Here is a 14,082-nt window from a genome sequence, read left to right on the forward strand (position 1 = left end):
CGCCCAGCCAGCGGGCTTCCTCGTCCAGCAAGGCCGAGGCAAGATCGTCGCGCAGCCGTGCCGCCTCGACGACATGGCGGCCGGTCACCTCCGCATCCGCTGACAGGCGCCGCAAGGCCGAGCCGTCGCCGGCGGCCGTGGCGGCGGTGGCGCGGCGGCCGAGCGCGGTTCCCGAAGCGATGGCCTCGAAGCAGCCGATAACGCCGCACACGCAACGCTCGCCCTCATTGGTGATGGTCATGTGACCGATCTCGGCGGCAAGGCCACGGCGGCCATGCAGGATGCGCCCATCGACGACGACACCGCCGCCGATGCCGGTCGACACCGTGACAAAGACCAGCGAGCGAGCGCCATGGCCGGCGCCGAAGCGCCATTCGCCGAGCGCCGCGGCATTGGCGTCGTTCTCCAGACGGACCGGCAGGCCGAGCCGCCGCTCGAGGATGTCGGCAAGCGGCACATCCAGCCAGCCGGTGAGTGTCGGCGGGCCGACGGCGATGCCGGCCAGCGGATCAAGCGGTCCCGGCGCACCGACACCGACGCCGACGACCGACAGTGCCGGGGCTTCGGCATGGACGGTCGCCGCCAGCGCCTCGATCTGGCCGATCACCACGTCTGGACCGGCCTGCGCCTGCGTCGGCACCGCTGCGAATGCCAGGATCTTGCCCTCACGGTCGACCAGGGCGGCGCGAAGCTCCGTCCCGCCAAGATCGATCGCAAGGGCGGCTTCCGTTGTCATGCCGCGACCTTCAAGCCGTGCAGCCAGCCGATGCGGCCGGCGAGGTCCTTGTCACCGAAGGCGAGCGAACCGAGAACCACGGTTTCGGCCCCGGCGGCACGCAGCAACGGCACGGTCTCGTGGCGGATGCCGCCGTCGGCCGCCAGAACCACTTGCGCCTCGCGGCCGGCCTTTCTCAGGATGGCGCGGGTAGCGCCCAGCCTGTCGCAGGCCTTGTCCGACAGGCTCTGTCCCTTGACGCCGATTGCGGTTCCAAGAAGCGTTACGAAGGCGACTTCCGGGACGAAGGCCGTCACCGCTTCCACAGGCGTCTCCAGCCTGAGCACGACGCCCGCCTCGGCGCCGAGCTCCCGCGCCAGCCGCACGGCGCGCAATCCCGCTTCGCCATTCTCGGCATGGACGCTGATCATGTCGGCGCCGGCTTCGATGAACTGGCGCGTCTGCGCCTCGACGATTGCTTCATCGACCATCAGGTGGACATGGATGGGCTTGGCCGTCAGCCCGGCGATGCGGGCAACGAGGTCGGGGAAGAACAGGAAGGACGGGGCGAAATGACCGTCCGCCACATCGATATGATGAAGATCGACATAGGGTTCGATGCGCTTCAAGTCGTTCTCGAAATTGGCAAGATTGGCAGACCAGAGCGAGAATTCGGCGATCATGCGATCGCGTGGCAGTTCGGCGATGGCGGCCGGGCCGGAGAGAGATTTCGAGATCATGATTGGTCCTGCTTGTCAAAATTTGTGTTGAGAAAGCTGCCGATGGCGGCGCGGATTTCGGCGAAATGGCGCTCCTTGTCGGTGGCCTTCGGCGTCACCTCGACAAAGGCGGCATTGGGGATGGTGTCTGCAAGGCTGCGCGCGGTGGCCAGCGGATGGACGAGATCGATGCCGCTGCCGATGACGAGTGTCGGGAGCGCGAGGCCGGCGGCCGCTGCCCGCGTCACGCCGGGCCCATCGTTTGCGATCGCTCGCATCACCTCGGCGAAAACATTCGCATTGGCGCGCGCGAAAAAGCCGAGCAGGGAAGCAAGATTGTCCGGCGCCTCGATGCGAAAGCGAGCCGCCGTGGCGGAGGCCGCAAACGCATCGCGCGCGTCATCCAGCGGACGGCCGCGGATGAGCTCCGCCACTTCCACGTAAGGGCGCATGTTTTGCGATGCCGCGTCGAAAGCCCAGGCAGGGCGAACAAGCACGAGACCTGTGACCCTATCCGGGTGCCGGGCCGCAAGCCGCAAGGCGATTGCCGCGCCCATCGAGATGCCGCCGGCGACGAAACGGTCGAGGCCGGCGGCATCGGCGGCAGCCAACACGTCGTCGGCGAACATCTCGATCGAAAAAGGACGCTTGCTGCCGGCGCCGGAGCCGCCCTGAGCGCGACATTCGACGGTCAGTCGGCGGTATGAAGGACCATCGGGAAAGTTCTGCGCTACTTGTGCCGCATCACCGCCGAGGCCGTGCTGGAAGACGACGGGAGGCCTGCCCTGCCCCGTGTCGAAGACACGAAGCGATGCATCGTCGCGAAGCAGGATCGCCGGCGCGGCGCCCATCAGAGGAGTCCCCGCAGAAAGGCTGCGACGCCGGGGGCTTCATCGGCGGACAGCCCGTGGGTGACGAGCGATCCGTCGAAGCCCGCTGCCTTCAGCCGTGAAACAAAATGCGGAAAATCGACGATGCCTTGTCCGGCGGTGGCAAAGCGGCCGTCACCAGAGCGATCCTTGGCGTGCGCCATGGCGATATGGCCGGCAGCCTCGTCGATCGCGGCGGCGACGATGGCGCGCGCTTCGTGTGGCGTCGCGTGCTCGAACAGGTTCGCCGGATCGAGCACGATCTTCAGATGCTTCGATCCCATTTCGGCGATCAGCCTGGTCGCGTCCCTGGCCGAGGTAACGATGTTGGCCTGCTCGGGCTCGATGCCGAGATCGACGCCGGCGTCTTCGGCAAGCGCCAGCGCTTTCTCCATCTCGGCGGCCATGTCGGACCAAGCGGCCGGCGTGCTATTGTCGGGATGATACGCCCATTGATCGGCGGCATTGCGCGAGCCGGTGCAGAGCGTGACCAGCGGAATACCGAGGGCCGCCGCCGCCTCGATGACGACGGCAAGACGGCGAAGACCATCGTCGCGCACAGCCTTGTCGGGATGCGCCATGTTGTAGGTGCCCGACAGCGCGGCCAGCGAAACGCCTGACGATCGCACTGCGGCACGGACGGAAGCGATGGCATCTGCCGGCACGACATCCGGCATCGACGGCAGGCCGGCGCAGGCGAGATTGAACTGCGTCGTCTCATAGCCAGCCTGCTTAACCGCCGTCAGCACGGCAGCCGGCTCTGTGCCGGCAAATGTCTTGGCGAAAATGCCGAGACGCATCAGACCGCTCCCGAAACCGAGGCGAGTTCGACCCGTTCACCTGTCTCGACCGAACGCGCGATGGCGACCATGGCGCGGATCGAGGCGATACCGTCCTCGACATTGGCGCCGCGCATCGGCGTGCCGTTCAGGACTGTATCCGCTAGGCCTTCCAGTTGGCGGCGGAAGAAGTGGCCGTCGGCGCCGAGCGGCTTGTGGGCGGTGGCGGTCTTCTCGTGAAATATCTCGACCTCGCTGGCGCGGAAGTACCAGGGGTTGAAGGTTTTCGCGATGACGGAGCCGTTCTCGCCATAGAGCTGAAAACCTTCGTGCCAGTCCATGCGCACGGCAACGGTCAGGTCGAGATGCCCGAGCGCGCCGCTGGCGAACTCGGTCTCGACGAACCAGCAATAGGCGCCGAATTTCTCATTGAGGCGGGCGCGCACGGCAACGATATCGCCGCACAGGAAACGCGCCGTATCGACGAGATGCGAGCCGTGCGCCAGCATGAAATATTGCCTGAGATCAGCCTTGGGATTGCCGGTCGGCTTCTTCGCCAGCTTGCTGGTGACCGGCAGCGGCTGAATGGCATCGGTGTTGGTGTAGCGATGGGTGGAATCGCAGTACCAGGCCTTCAGCGCCAGCACCTCGCCGATCTCGTCGCGGACGAAGTCGTGCGCGGCCTCCAGCGCCGGGTCGAAGCGCTTCATATGCCCGACCTGCAGCACCTTGCCCGAGCGCCTGACCGCCTGGGCCAGCGCCTCGCCTTCCTCCACCGAGGTGCCGATCGGCTTTTCGCACAGGACATGCTTTCCCGCATCGAGCGCCTTGATCGACATCGGCACGTGATAGGCGTCCGACGTGGCGACGATCACCGCTTCCAGTTCGGGATCGGCGAGCATGGCGTCGTAGTCGGCATACATCTTTTGCGGCTCGTAGGTGGCGCCCATGCGGGCGAGCAGATCGGGTGCCGCGTCGCAGATGGCGTAGAGGTCGGCATTCCCAGCCTTCACGCAGGATTGCAGATGCGCGAACTGCGCGATGGGGCCGCAGCCGAGCACACCGACCCTGAGGCGTCTGTCCTGTTTCTTGATCATCGTCTCGTTCTTCAGGCGCCCAAGCTGCGCATTGTCTGGCGGTTGGTTTTTACCGCGCCGGCGGGATCGGCGGCGGCCGTTTCGGATTCCTCCTCCAGCACCAGCCAGCCGTTGAAGCGCGGTGCGGTGTTGGCGATCTCGATCACCGCCGGCGTGTCGCAGACGCCCTTGCCGAGCATGGCCCAGCTGCCGTTGGCATCGACGTCCTTGAGGTGGATGTAGCGGATGCGGTCGCGGTAGGTGCGCAGCGTATCGGACATGTCCTTGTGGCCGCGCAGTATATGGCCGGTATCCGGTACCCAGCCGACCAGGTCGGGGTCGAGCAAGGCAAAGATCGCGTCGTAATCGGCGCGGTCGAACAGCAGCGTGTTGTGGTGCGAGCTGGGATGCACCGCGACCTGAACACCGTCCCTGCGGCCAAGCTCGCCGGCCTGGTTGTAGACCTCGGCCGCGATGGCGAACTTCTCGTCGCGCGGGCCGTCGGACACCACCGTGGCCGAGCCCATCGACACCAGCGCATTCGGGAAGGCGGCGGCGAAATCGATCCAGCGTTTGGCGGTTTCGAGGTCGGCGCCGATCTCCTCCTTCGACGTAAAACCGCTGTGCGAGCCAAAGGCGAAGGAAACCAGCGTCAGCCCCCACGCCTTCAGCGCGGCGGCGAACTCCTCCGGCTTGTTGCCATAATGTCCGATCATGGTGTCGGTGATCTCGATGCCGGCATAGCCACCGTCAGAGATCGCCCTCAGCAGATCGTCGGGGCCGCCGGTGAACCGGTCTCCCAGCATTTCCCAGGTGAAGGTCTGGCAGCCGACTTTGAGGTCTTTCACGTTCATCCTTTCAATCCTTGATACCGCTTATTGATTGATGCCACCCTGCGTCGCCGTGGGATGAACATCCTACTTGACCGAGCCCGCGGTCATGCCGGCGAGGAAGTATCTCTGGGCAACGAGGTAGATGAGCAAGAGCGGTAGCGAGCCGAGCACGCTCATCGCCATCATCTGGTTCCATTCGAAGGCATGCTGCCCCATCAACAGCTGGATGCCGATCGGGACCGTGCGCATGGACGTCGACTTCGTCAGCGTCAGCGCAAAGAGAAATTCGTTCCAGCACAACAGGAAGGTGTAGACCGACGTCGCCACGATACCAGGCAGTGAAATCGGGACAATCACCCGCCAAAGCGCGGTCCAGCTGCTGCCGCCGTCGACAGCCACGGCTTCATCGAGATCGCGGGGCAAGGTGTTCAGATATCCCGTCATCAGCAGGATCGCGTAGGGCAGCGTAAACACCAGGTAGGTCAGGATCAGTGCGACATAGGTGTCGAAGATACCGTATGAGACGACAAGCCCGAAGAAGGGGATCAAAAGTGTGATCGGCGGAATCGTCTGCGTGCTGATGATGATTGTGTTCAGGCTGCCCTTGCCGCGGAAATTGAAGCGGCTGAACCCGTAGGCCGCCAGCAAGGCGATCAGCACCGTCAGCACGGTCACCGCTCCCGCCACGAAATAGCTGTTGAAGAAGAAGCGCAGCTTTACCGGGTCGCCAAGGATGGCTGCATACGCTTCCAGCGTGAACGCCTTTGGCAGGATGGTTGGCGGCAGGGCAAAGATTTCGGTATTCGATTTGAACGAGCTGCTCAGCATCCAGTAGATCGGGAATGCCGCGAAAAAGAGCCCTGCTGCAAGCGCTACATGGAGCGCCACGGTGATCAGCCTGTCTTTCGGCGTGTGCCTTTTCCTCATGGTGATTACCGAGCCTTTTGATAGCGAATATAGAACAGCGTCAGGCCGAGAGAGATCAGCAGGATGACCACGGCGCTGGCCGAAGCCTGCGACAGGTTGTAGCTCGAAAATGCCAGCTTGTACGTGTAGGTGCTGAGGACCTCGGTCGAGTAGATCGGGCCACCGCCCGTCGTTATCCAGATTAGCGGGAAGACCTGCATGGTCCAGATGAAGTCGAGCAGCGAGATGCTGATGATGATCGGCATCAGCTGCGGAATGGTGATGAAGATCAGCTTCTGGTAGGCTTTCGCCCCGTCGATATCGGCGGCCTCGTAGAAATCCTTGGGAATGCCCTGCAAACCCGCGAGCAAACTGACCATGAAGAGCGGGTAGCCCGCCCAGATATTGGCAAAAGTGACTGCATGCAGCGCGGTCTCAGGCGAGGAAAACCATTCGACCTTGGAACCGATGATGCCGATTTGCATGAGAATACTGTTCACGACACCGTTCGGCTCAAGCAGGAGGCGCCAGATCACGGCGATGATCACCGCGGTGAACAGCCAGGGCAGTATGTAGAGCACACGCAGAATATTGCGCAGCGTCGGATTGATGCGGTCGCTGTTCAGCATGAGCGCGAAGACCATGCCGATGGTCATGTGGAAAATGACACTCATGCATGTGAAGTAGAGCGTGTGCCACAGCGAAGCCCAGAACACGGGGTCGTCGAAGATCGCCTGGTAGTGCTTCAGTCCGGCAAAGGATGGGTCACGACGCAGCACCGCGCTGTTCTGGAACGAGTAGGCAATCACCGTCACCATCGGCAGCAGCATCAGGAGCCCGACTATGAGCAGCGCGGGCGACAGATAGAGGTAGGGTGCGACCGCTCGTTTGAGCTTGTGGTGGGAGCGCTTTTGCCGGGTCATGTGCCAACCTTGGGATACGCCTTCAAGGGAAGGTAAGCTTTCGAAAACAAGTCCACTCAGAATGCCGATCCGTTGTTGCCGGGTGGCCTGCCCGAAGTCAGGTCACCCGGTCGAAGACAGCAAACGGGAACAGGCCGATCAGAATTTCGCCATCCAGCCCTTCTGAGCGGCGGCGGCGGCTTGTTCCGGAGACTGCTCGCCGGCGAGCATCTTCTGGGCTTGCACGTCGAACTGGGTCATCAGGTCTTCAGCCACCGGCAGGCCCGTGAACTCATTGGCGAGATGACCGGTCTTGAAGATTTCAAAAGCCTTGCCGAAAGCCTTGTCCGAGGTCACGAAATCGGGCTTGGCGTTGACGTTGCCCGGGAAGGCGTTTGCAAGCGACACGAGCTTGGCGTTGACCTTTTCACTCATCAGATATTGGACGAGTTTCCAGGCCTCTTCCTGATGTTTCGAAGCCGCAGAGATGCCGATGCCCCAGGAGGCATAGGGAAGGCCGCGCTTGCCGGTATAGTTTTCCACGACAGGGACCGGGATGAGGTCGAAGTTCAGCTTGGGATTGCGCTTGCGGATGAGGTTCACATGCGCGAGCGAGTCGATCATCATCCCGACGCGGTTGTTGACGAACTCCTCGACCTTTTCCTGCTCGGTCTTGGTGGCGATGCCGGGCGAGATGGTGCCGGCGTCATTGAGTGATTTGACGAAAGTGAGCATATCCACCACCGGTTTGCCCTCAAGGTCCGGCTTGCCGCTCGCCATCATCGACTGGCCCGAAGCCCAAACCCACGACATCATGTCGTTCTGGACGCCGGATGGCGTTTGCAGCGACAGGGGCAGCACCCAGCCATACTGGTTCTGGTCGGCGTGCGTCATCTTCTTGGCGGCTTCGAGAAACTCCGCACGGGTCGACGGCAGCTTGGTCACGCCCGCCTTGGCGGCGAGGTCCAAATTCACGAAGACCGGATAGACGAACGAAGCCACGGGAAACATCACGGCCTTGCCGTCCACCTTGATGATATCCGCGACCTGGCTCTTGTCGAAACCGCTCGCATCCATCATCGGATTCATGTCGGCGAGTGCGCCCTGCGCATTCAGATTGTTCACCCAGGCGCCGTCGAGACCGACGACGTCGCTGAGCGTTCCGGTTGCAGCACCAACCGAGATCTGGTCTCGCGTGGTGGCGTAGGGGCCGCTGACCAGCGTCACCTTGATTCCGGGGTTTGCCGCCTCGAACTCGTCCATAATTGACCTGAGCGAGCGAGCCGGCAATTCGGGCTCCCACCATTGGGTGAATTCCAGCGTCGTATCCGCCATGGCGCCGGTTGCGCCAAGCAACCATGCGGCCGCGGCTATTTTCAGCATCGCGGATTTAATACGAAACGTCATTTTCTCCTCCTTCTTTATATTCGCCCGCACAATGCGGCCGATCGTCTGATTATTCAGAAGTCTTCTTACGCAGGCGCCTCACCCTCGCCCGCGGGTCTTATCGCTGATATTCAGATTGCCAGATGCGTCTCGGGGTCGAAGAAATGGAGCTTGGCATCATCCAGGGCCAAGCTGATTTCCGAGCCGGAGCGGACTGTGCTGACCGGTTCGAATTTCGCCACCGCATTCGACGCCAGGCCGAAATCCTGCACCGCGTCAGGGTCGCCGGAGTCCACCCGGACCGCGTCGATGTTGAGATGGACGATTTGTTCGGATCCGAGTTCTTCGATCGAGGTCACCTTTGCCGGTATCGTCTGATACTTGCGGCCGGATTCGAGACTGCTGTCATAGAGATCCTCCGGTCGTATCCCGAACACGACCTTGCGCCCCGCATACGACCTCAAGCCCGGCCTGCGCACGAAGGCTGCATCCTGCAGCCGGATGGCCAAGGCGCCGGACATCAGTTCGTCGCCCGTCAGGGTTGCCTCGAAAAGATTCATCGAAGGAGACCCGATGAAGCCAGCAACGAAAGCGTTCACCGGCGATTCATAGAGCCTCTTGGGTGCGTCGACCTGCTGCAGCACGCCGCCTTTCAACACCGCGACCCTGTCGCCCATCGTCATGGCTTCGGTTTGGTCGTGGGTCACATATATGGTCGTTACGCCGAGCTGCTTTTGCAGACTGGTGATTTCGGCGCGCATTTGAACACGCAGTTTCGCGTCCAGATTGGAAAGGGGTTCGTCCATGAGAAAGGCTGCCGGCTCGCGCACCATGGCGCGGCCCATGGCAACCCTTTGACGCTGTCCGCCTGAAAGGTTCGCGGGTTTGCTGTCCAGCAGAGACGTCAGTTGAAGGGTTTTGGCGATCTCGTCCACGCGCTTTTTGCGCTCGGCCTTCGGCTTGCCTGCCAGCCGCATCGAAAAGCCAATGTTTTCGAACACGGTCATATGCGGGTAGAGAGCGTAGCTCTGGAAGACCATCGCAATGTCGCGGTCCTTGGGCGGCATGTCGACGACGTCGACCCCGCCGATCCGAAGGCTGCCGCTGGTGACGTCCTCCAATCCCGCGATCATCCGCAACGCGGTGGATTTGCCACAGCCGGACGGCCCGACGAGAATCAAGAACTCGCCGTCCTTGACCGACAGGTTCAATTGGTCGATTGCGTGAAAATTGTTCCCGTATGTCTTGCAGATATTCTCAAGAACGACTTCTGCCATATTCCTCCCTCCACAAGTCTAAGCCACTGATTTTTATGATTGTCCTCGGCTTACGTTCACCTGCGAAATTTTTCCTCGGATAGTTCGGGCTATGTTCCGGTATCAAGCCGCGCATATTTCAGTTCGACTGCCGACGGCGCGTTCGTCGATGCCAGGAGTTCCTTGACCTGGTCGTCGGTCGGAAGCGCCTCGCGCCCGCCCCGCCCCGTTATCGAAAGGGCCGCCGCCGCGGCCGCGAATGCGACCCGGCCTGCGGTGTCGGCCCCGCGCGTCAATGCAAGGGCATAGGCGCCATGAAAGCAGTCACCGGCGCCGGTCGAGTCGACGACGGCAACCCGTTGCGGAGGCAGGTGCCAGAGCCCTGTCTCGTCGCGTCCGCGATAGAAGACGCCTCTGCCGCCATCCGTCAGAACCACGGCGGACCGCGACGGCAACCACAATGCATCGAGTATCTCGGCCGGCGAGTGGCGGCCGGTGGCGGTCCGCGCAAAGCCCAGCGGAAGAATGAGATGGTCGCAGAGCCCGATCAGTCTCTCGGTGGCCGGGCCGTGGCTCCATTCGACATCGCCGAGGATCGCAAGGCCGAGATCGCGAGCCCGAGCCACGACATCCAGCGACCCGATCCCGTAACTGTCGACGATCAGGACAGTCGCGCGGCTGAGAACCTCGTCCGGAAAGTCCGGCGCGGTGCCCAGCATCGCTTCGTCGTCATACGCGATGAACCGCTCCCCATCCGAACCGACGGTGATCCGCGAGCGCACCGGGCGCGCGTGCGGGTGGCGCGGCGCGAACGCGGTTTCAACGCCGCTCGCAACGAGATCGCACAACACGGCGTCGTCGGCGGCACTGCCCAGCCATCCGACGAACCCGGCGCTTCCGCCGAGCCGCGCGACGGCGGCAAGTGCCGTCGCGACGTTTCCCCCGAAAGCTCGGGCACTTTGCAAAACCTTCCCCTTGCCCGCCGACAACGGCTGATCGACATAGACGATGTCGTCGATCGCAATAGCTCCGAAGCCGAGGATTGAAGGGACGGCGGGCATCGTTCAGGCACCCGCCTTCGCCAAGGCGTCTTGCGCCGAAAGGCCGTCATGGATGACGCCCCGAAAGGCGATCGCTGCCTTTTCCGGATCGCCGTGCCCCCAGAGATTGCGGCCCACCACGGCACCGCGCGCGCCTGCACGGATGGCGTCCGCCGTCTGTTGAAGGGCGCCGAGCAGCGTGTCGGTCTTCGGACCACCAGCGATCACAACCGGCACCGGGCAGGTCCGAACGGTCTCTCGGAACGACTCGAAATCGCCCGTGTACCCGATCTTGATCACATCGACGCCGGACTCGTAGCCGATGCGTGCCGCATAGGCGATCTCGTCGGGGGTGAAGACGATTTTTGCCCCGTCGGTGAAATCGCGAGGGTAGATATGCGCTACCACCGGCATGCCGTAACGAGCCGCCGCGTTCACCGAATCGGTCAGCCAGCGTATGTATTTTCCCTCGGTCGCGCCGCGCACCGGAATGGCCACGGCCAACGCATCGGCGCCGGCGCGCACCGCATCCTCGGGCGTTGCAATCAGTTCACTGATGCGATCGTCTGGGGTGAAGCAGCCGGCCTGGATCACCAGGGAAGCCTTGCCCGCATATTGCGGCCACAGATGGCGCGCGGTGCCAGGCTGGATGCTGACGTAGTCAGGTTTGCCTACCATGACGCGTGCAAGCGCACCCGGCAGGTCGGCAAGACCTCCTTTGCGCACGTCGCCATAGCCGACAAAGTGGTCGACCGCGCCGCCAAAAAGATTCCCCGATGGATGTGAGAAGAGGCGCGCCAGGCGCACCTTGGTTCCGAGGCTCATGAGTCCAAAACTCTCCAATTGATTGATTTCAAAATCCTGGACCCAGTGTTTGCGAAAGAAATAACAAATGCAATCTTTCGAAAGCTTTCGAATTCGCCTATTTTCGGTAGAGTGAACCGAGGCCAGGGCGATCGCTTGGCGCATGGAGGCAAGGACAGGCCAATGTTGTCAGAGCAGAGACGCCAATCGATCCTGGGTGAAGTGCAACGCAGCGGACAGGTTCGCATCAAGGACCTGTCAGACGATTTTGGCGTGTCGGAAGTCACGGTGCGCTCCGACCTCGAGATACTGGATCGCAAGGGACTGCTGACCAAGACCCGCGGAGGCGCGGTGACCCGGACCACGGATTCGACCACGGCCGCGTTCGCCCGGCGGATGCAAACAAACCTCGATGCAAAGAAACGCATCGCCCGGGCAGCGATAGACCTGTTCGAGGACAACCAATCGGTCATCTTCGATGGCGGCTCGACATTGATGCAGGTTGCCATGCTGTTACCGCCGCTCAGCAATGTCGTGGTCGCGGCCACGGCGATGAATATCGTGCAGCATCTGATGCATCGGCCCGGGCTCGACGTTCACATGATCGGCGGCCGGGTCTACCCGGATACGGTAAGCACGCTGATCACCGATGCCGACACGGCTCTCGGCGGCTTGGTAGCGCATCAGGTCTTTGTTGGAGCGCATGCAATTGACTCGTCACTGGATGTGGTCGACGTGAACGAAGACATGGCGCGAACCAAGCGAAACCTCGTGCGCATGGCCCGGCGCGTTGTCCTCCTTGCGGATTCGAGCAAATGGGGCGTCAGCGGAACCTCCAAGGCCTTTTCGCTGTCGAGCGTCGATGTCGTGATCACCGACGATGGCCTGTCCGGCCCAATACGCAGCCAGCTTGATAGGACAGGGGCCAAGGTGATCTATGCCTGACCCCGTCGAGGTCCCTGGCCGCGGCGGAAATATCCGATGCGCGCATGACCCACGGCATCCGCATCGGCGGTCGGCCGTTTTTTCATGTCGGTCATTTTCTCCTCCCAGGACTGGCAGCCTCCCGATATCGCGCCAGCATTTTCGCATGTTGTATAAAAATTTTACGCGCGTCAATATTTAAAATGTTGTATAGCCCTTTGCGAAGGCGATCCGTTACTTCTGGGCGGATTCGGCAGACGGTGACCGCGTTGGGAGGTACGATCGAAAATGCACGGGATATCAACGACGAAACTCGGGATCGGCGTCATCGGATGCGGCAATATCTCGATGACCTATCTGCGCAATGCCGCTCTCTTCGGCGGCATCGAGTTGCGCGCCTGCGCCGATATCTCGGCCGACATGACGGCGCTGCGGGCGAAGGAATATGGCATACGGGCACTCGGCGTCGATGCACTGCTGGCCGACCCCGAGATCGATCTCGTCCTCAACCTGACCATTCCGGCGGCGCATTTCGACATTTCGTTTGCCGCCCTTTCGGCCGGCAAGCACGTCTTCACCGAAAAGCCGCTCGCCACCTCGGCCGCCGATGGACGGCGCCTGGTCGACGAGGCGCGGTCGCGCGGGCTGCTGCTCGGCTCGGCGCCCGACACCTTCCTTGGTGCAGCCGGACGCCGCGCCCGCCGGCTGATGGATGACGGCGCCATCGGCCGCCCGGTCACCGGCACCGCCTTCATGATGGGCCGCGGCATGGAGCACTGGCACCCCAACCCGCAGTTCTACTACCAGCCAGGCGGTGGCCCGGTGTTCGACATGGGCCCCTACTATCTGACCATGCTGGTCAATCTGCTCGGCCCGGTCGAACGCGTCATGGCGATGGCGACGCGCGGCCAGGAGGAGCGGCTGATCACTGCCGAAGGGCCATTCAAGAACACCACATTCAAGGTCGGCACGCCGACCAATGTGCTGTCGCTGCTGGAGTTCCGCTCCGGCGCAACCGTCACCTTCGGCGCCTCGTGGGATGTCTTTCGCCACTCCAACCATCCGATCGAACTGCACGGCACGGAAGGCTCGCTGCGCCTGCCCGACCCCGACACGTTCGGCGGCACCGTGTCGCTGTCGAAACGCGGCACCGACTGGAGGGATTTCGCCAGCGAAGGCGAACTCTATGGCGCCCGCAACTGGCCTTATGCGGCGCCCGATCGCGCCAATTACCGCATGCTCGGCGTCGCCGATCTGGTGCGCTCGCTTCAGACCGGCAACACGCCACGCGCCTCCGGCAATCTGGCGCTGCATGTGCTGGAGATCATGGAGGCTATCCTGCGCTCCGGTGAAACACAGGGCTCGGTCGCCATCGCGGGCGATGTCGTCCAGCCGGCCCTGCTGACCGAGGAAGAGGCGAGCGATCTGCTGGCCTGAGGGTATGATCATGACGCTCGATCCGGATGCGCTGCGCGTCCTCGACATGGCTCGTGCAGCCGGCGGCAAGCCATTCGAGACCGGCAGCGTGGCGGCGGCGCGAGCTGCCTACAACGCCTCGTTCCCGACGCTGCAAGGTGAGCATGAGCCGGTCGCGACGACCTTTGAACAGCAGATCGACGGGCCGAACGGCCCCATCGCTGTCCGCATCCATCGCGGCATCGACGCACTGCCGAGCGGGGCGCCGGCGCTGCTCTATCTGCATGGCGGCGGCTGGGTCATCGGCAATCTCGATTCACATGACGAGATCTGCCGCCTGATGGCCAATCTCGGCAACGCCGTCATTGTCTGCCCCGACTATCGCCTGGCCCCGGAGCACAAATTTCCCGCCGGGCTCGAGGATTGCCTGGCGACACTTCGCTTCATGGCCGAGAAT

At 62.7% G+C, this 14,082-nt stretch carries 15 protein-coding genes; 3 read left to right on the forward strand and 12 right to left on the reverse strand.

Going from position 1 to position 14,082, the window contains the following annotated elements:
• From EN884_RS06445 to EN884_RS06500, 12 genes are all read right to left on the reverse strand, one after another.
• The coding region (locus tag EN884_RS06445; RefSeq protein WP_164894932.1) for an ROK family protein at positions 1-736 on the reverse strand (736 nt) is incomplete at its 3' end.
• Positions 733-1,455 carry a ribulose-phosphate 3-epimerase gene (locus EN884_RS06450; RefSeq protein ID WP_013532941.1) on the reverse strand — a complete coding sequence of 241 codons (723 nt, stop codon included), beginning with the start codon at positions 1,453-1,455 and terminating at the stop codon, positions 733-735. The genes EN884_RS06445 and EN884_RS06450, both read right to left, overlap by 4 nt.
• Positions 1,452-2,285: an alpha/beta hydrolase gene (locus EN884_RS06455; protein WP_063167593.1), complete on the reverse strand. Its 834-nt coding sequence runs from the start codon at positions 2,283-2,285 to the stop codon at positions 1,452-1,454. Before EN884_RS06455 ends, EN884_RS06450 begins: the two co-directional genes overlap by 4 nt.
• The gene (locus EN884_RS06460; protein WP_063167592.1) at positions 2,285-3,103 is read right to left on the reverse strand and encodes a sugar phosphate isomerase/epimerase; all 819 of its coding nucleotides are present in this window, start codon (positions 3,101-3,103) and stop codon (positions 2,285-2,287) included. The genes EN884_RS06455 and EN884_RS06460 overlap by 1 nt, the downstream gene beginning before the upstream one ends.
• A complete protein-coding gene (locus EN884_RS06465; protein WP_063167591.1) occupies positions 3,103-4,179 on the reverse strand; it encodes a Gfo/Idh/MocA family oxidoreductase in 1,077 nt (358 codons plus the stop codon). The genes EN884_RS06460 and EN884_RS06465 overlap by 1 nt, the downstream gene beginning before the upstream one ends.
• Before the next feature lie 11 nt (positions 4,180-4,190).
• The gene (locus EN884_RS06470; protein WP_063167590.1) at positions 4,191-5,012 is read right to left on the reverse strand and encodes a sugar phosphate isomerase/epimerase; all 822 of its coding nucleotides are present in this window, start codon (positions 5,010-5,012) and stop codon (positions 4,191-4,193) included.
• Positions 5,013-5,075: 63 nt separating this feature from the next.
• Entirely contained in the window at positions 5,076-5,918 is an 843-nt protein-coding gene (locus tag EN884_RS06475; RefSeq protein WP_013532946.1) for a carbohydrate ABC transporter permease, read from the reverse strand.
• Between the two features lie 5 nt (positions 5,919-5,923).
• The gene (locus EN884_RS06480) at positions 5,924-6,820 is read right to left on the reverse strand and encodes a sugar ABC transporter permease (RefSeq protein ID WP_063167589.1); all 897 of its coding nucleotides are present in this window, start codon (positions 6,818-6,820) and stop codon (positions 5,924-5,926) included.
• A 138-nt stretch (positions 6,821-6,958) separates the two neighbouring features.
• Entirely contained in the window at positions 6,959-8,206 is a 1,248-nt protein-coding gene (locus tag EN884_RS06485) for a sugar ABC transporter substrate-binding protein (RefSeq protein WP_128360503.1), read from the reverse strand.
• 110 nt (positions 8,207-8,316) lie between these two features.
• The gene (locus tag EN884_RS06490; RefSeq protein WP_063167588.1) at positions 8,317-9,462 is read right to left on the reverse strand and encodes an ABC transporter ATP-binding protein; all 1,146 of its coding nucleotides are present in this window, start codon (positions 9,460-9,462) and stop codon (positions 8,317-8,319) included.
• Between the two features lie 89 nt (positions 9,463-9,551).
• On the reverse strand, positions 9,552-10,502 hold the full coding sequence (locus EN884_RS06495) for a PfkB family carbohydrate kinase (RefSeq protein ID WP_063167587.1): 951 nt from the start codon (positions 10,500-10,502) through the stop codon (positions 9,552-9,554).
• 3 nt (positions 10,503-10,505) lie between these two features.
• A complete protein-coding gene (locus tag EN884_RS06500) occupies positions 10,506-11,306 on the reverse strand; it encodes a class I fructose-bisphosphate aldolase (RefSeq protein ID WP_023756676.1) in 801 nt (266 codons plus the stop codon).
• Between the two features lie 162 nt (positions 11,307-11,468).
• Between EN884_RS06500 and EN884_RS06505 the strand changes: the two genes are divergently transcribed.
• From EN884_RS06505 to EN884_RS06515, 3 genes are all read left to right on the forward strand, one after another.
• Positions 11,469-12,230 carry a DeoR/GlpR family DNA-binding transcription regulator gene (locus tag EN884_RS06505; protein ID WP_013532952.1) on the forward strand — a complete coding sequence of 254 codons (762 nt, stop codon included), beginning with the start codon at positions 11,469-11,471 and terminating at the stop codon, positions 12,228-12,230.
• A 267-nt stretch (positions 12,231-12,497) separates the two neighbouring features.
• A complete protein-coding gene (locus EN884_RS06510) occupies positions 12,498-13,646 on the forward strand; it encodes a Gfo/Idh/MocA family oxidoreductase (protein WP_013532953.1) in 1,149 nt (382 codons plus the stop codon).
• Between the two features lie 10 nt (positions 13,647-13,656).
• Positions 13,657-14,082, forward strand: a 426-nt coding sequence (locus EN884_RS06515; RefSeq protein WP_164894933.1) for an alpha/beta hydrolase, incomplete at its 3' end; no start/stop codon positions are given.

This window comes from Mesorhizobium sp. M7A.F.Ca.AU.001.01.1.1 (assembly GCF_004022735.1).
Classification (GTDB): Bacteria; Pseudomonadota; Alphaproteobacteria; order Rhizobiales; family Rhizobiaceae; genus Mesorhizobium; species Mesorhizobium ciceri.

What these genes read in the sequence shown, in the direction of transcription:
- EN884_RS06470 (WP_063167590.1), bottom strand. Translation starts at nt 5,012, where the DNA reads ATGAACGTGAAAGACCTCAAAGTCGGCTGCCAGACCTTCACCTGGGAA.
- EN884_RS06510 (WP_013532953.1), top strand. Translation starts at nt 12,498, where the DNA reads ATGCACGGGATATCAACGACGAAACTCGGGATCGGCGTCATCGGATGC.
- EN884_RS06450 (WP_013532941.1), bottom strand. Translation starts at nt 1,455, where the DNA reads ATGATCTCGAAATCTCTCTCCGGCCCGGCCGCCATCGCCGAACTGCCA.
- EN884_RS06495 (WP_063167587.1), bottom strand. Translation starts at nt 10,502, where the DNA reads ATGCCCGCCGTCCCTTCAATCCTCGGCTTCGGAGCTATTGCGATCGAC.
- EN884_RS06480 (WP_063167589.1), bottom strand. Translation starts at nt 6,820, where the DNA reads ATGACCCGGCAAAAGCGCTCCCACCACAAGCTCAAACGAGCGGTCGCA.
- EN884_RS06505 (WP_013532952.1), top strand. Translation starts at nt 11,469, where the DNA reads ATGTTGTCAGAGCAGAGACGCCAATCGATCCTGGGTGAAGTGCAACGC.
- EN884_RS06455 (WP_063167593.1), bottom strand. Translation starts at nt 2,285, where the DNA reads ATGGGCGCCGCGCCGGCGATCCTGCTTCGCGACGATGCATCGCTTCGT.
- EN884_RS06500 (WP_023756676.1), bottom strand. Translation starts at nt 11,306, where the DNA reads ATGAGCCTCGGAACCAAGGTGCGCCTGGCGCGCCTCTTCTCACATCCA.
- EN884_RS06485 (WP_128360503.1), bottom strand. Translation starts at nt 8,206, where the DNA reads ATGACGTTTCGTATTAAATCCGCGATGCTGAAAATAGCCGCGGCCGCA.
- EN884_RS06465 (WP_063167591.1), bottom strand. Translation starts at nt 4,179, where the DNA reads ATGATCAAGAAACAGGACAGACGCCTCAGGGTCGGTGTGCTCGGCTGC.
- EN884_RS06460 (WP_063167592.1), bottom strand. Translation starts at nt 3,103, where the DNA reads ATGCGTCTCGGCATTTTCGCCAAGACATTTGCCGGCACAGAGCCGGCT.
- EN884_RS06490 (WP_063167588.1), bottom strand. Translation starts at nt 9,462, where the DNA reads ATGGCAGAAGTCGTTCTTGAGAATATCTGCAAGACATACGGGAACAAT.
- EN884_RS06475 (WP_013532946.1), bottom strand. Translation starts at nt 5,918, where the DNA reads ATGAGGAAAAGGCACACGCCGAAAGACAGGCTGATCACCGTGGCGCTC.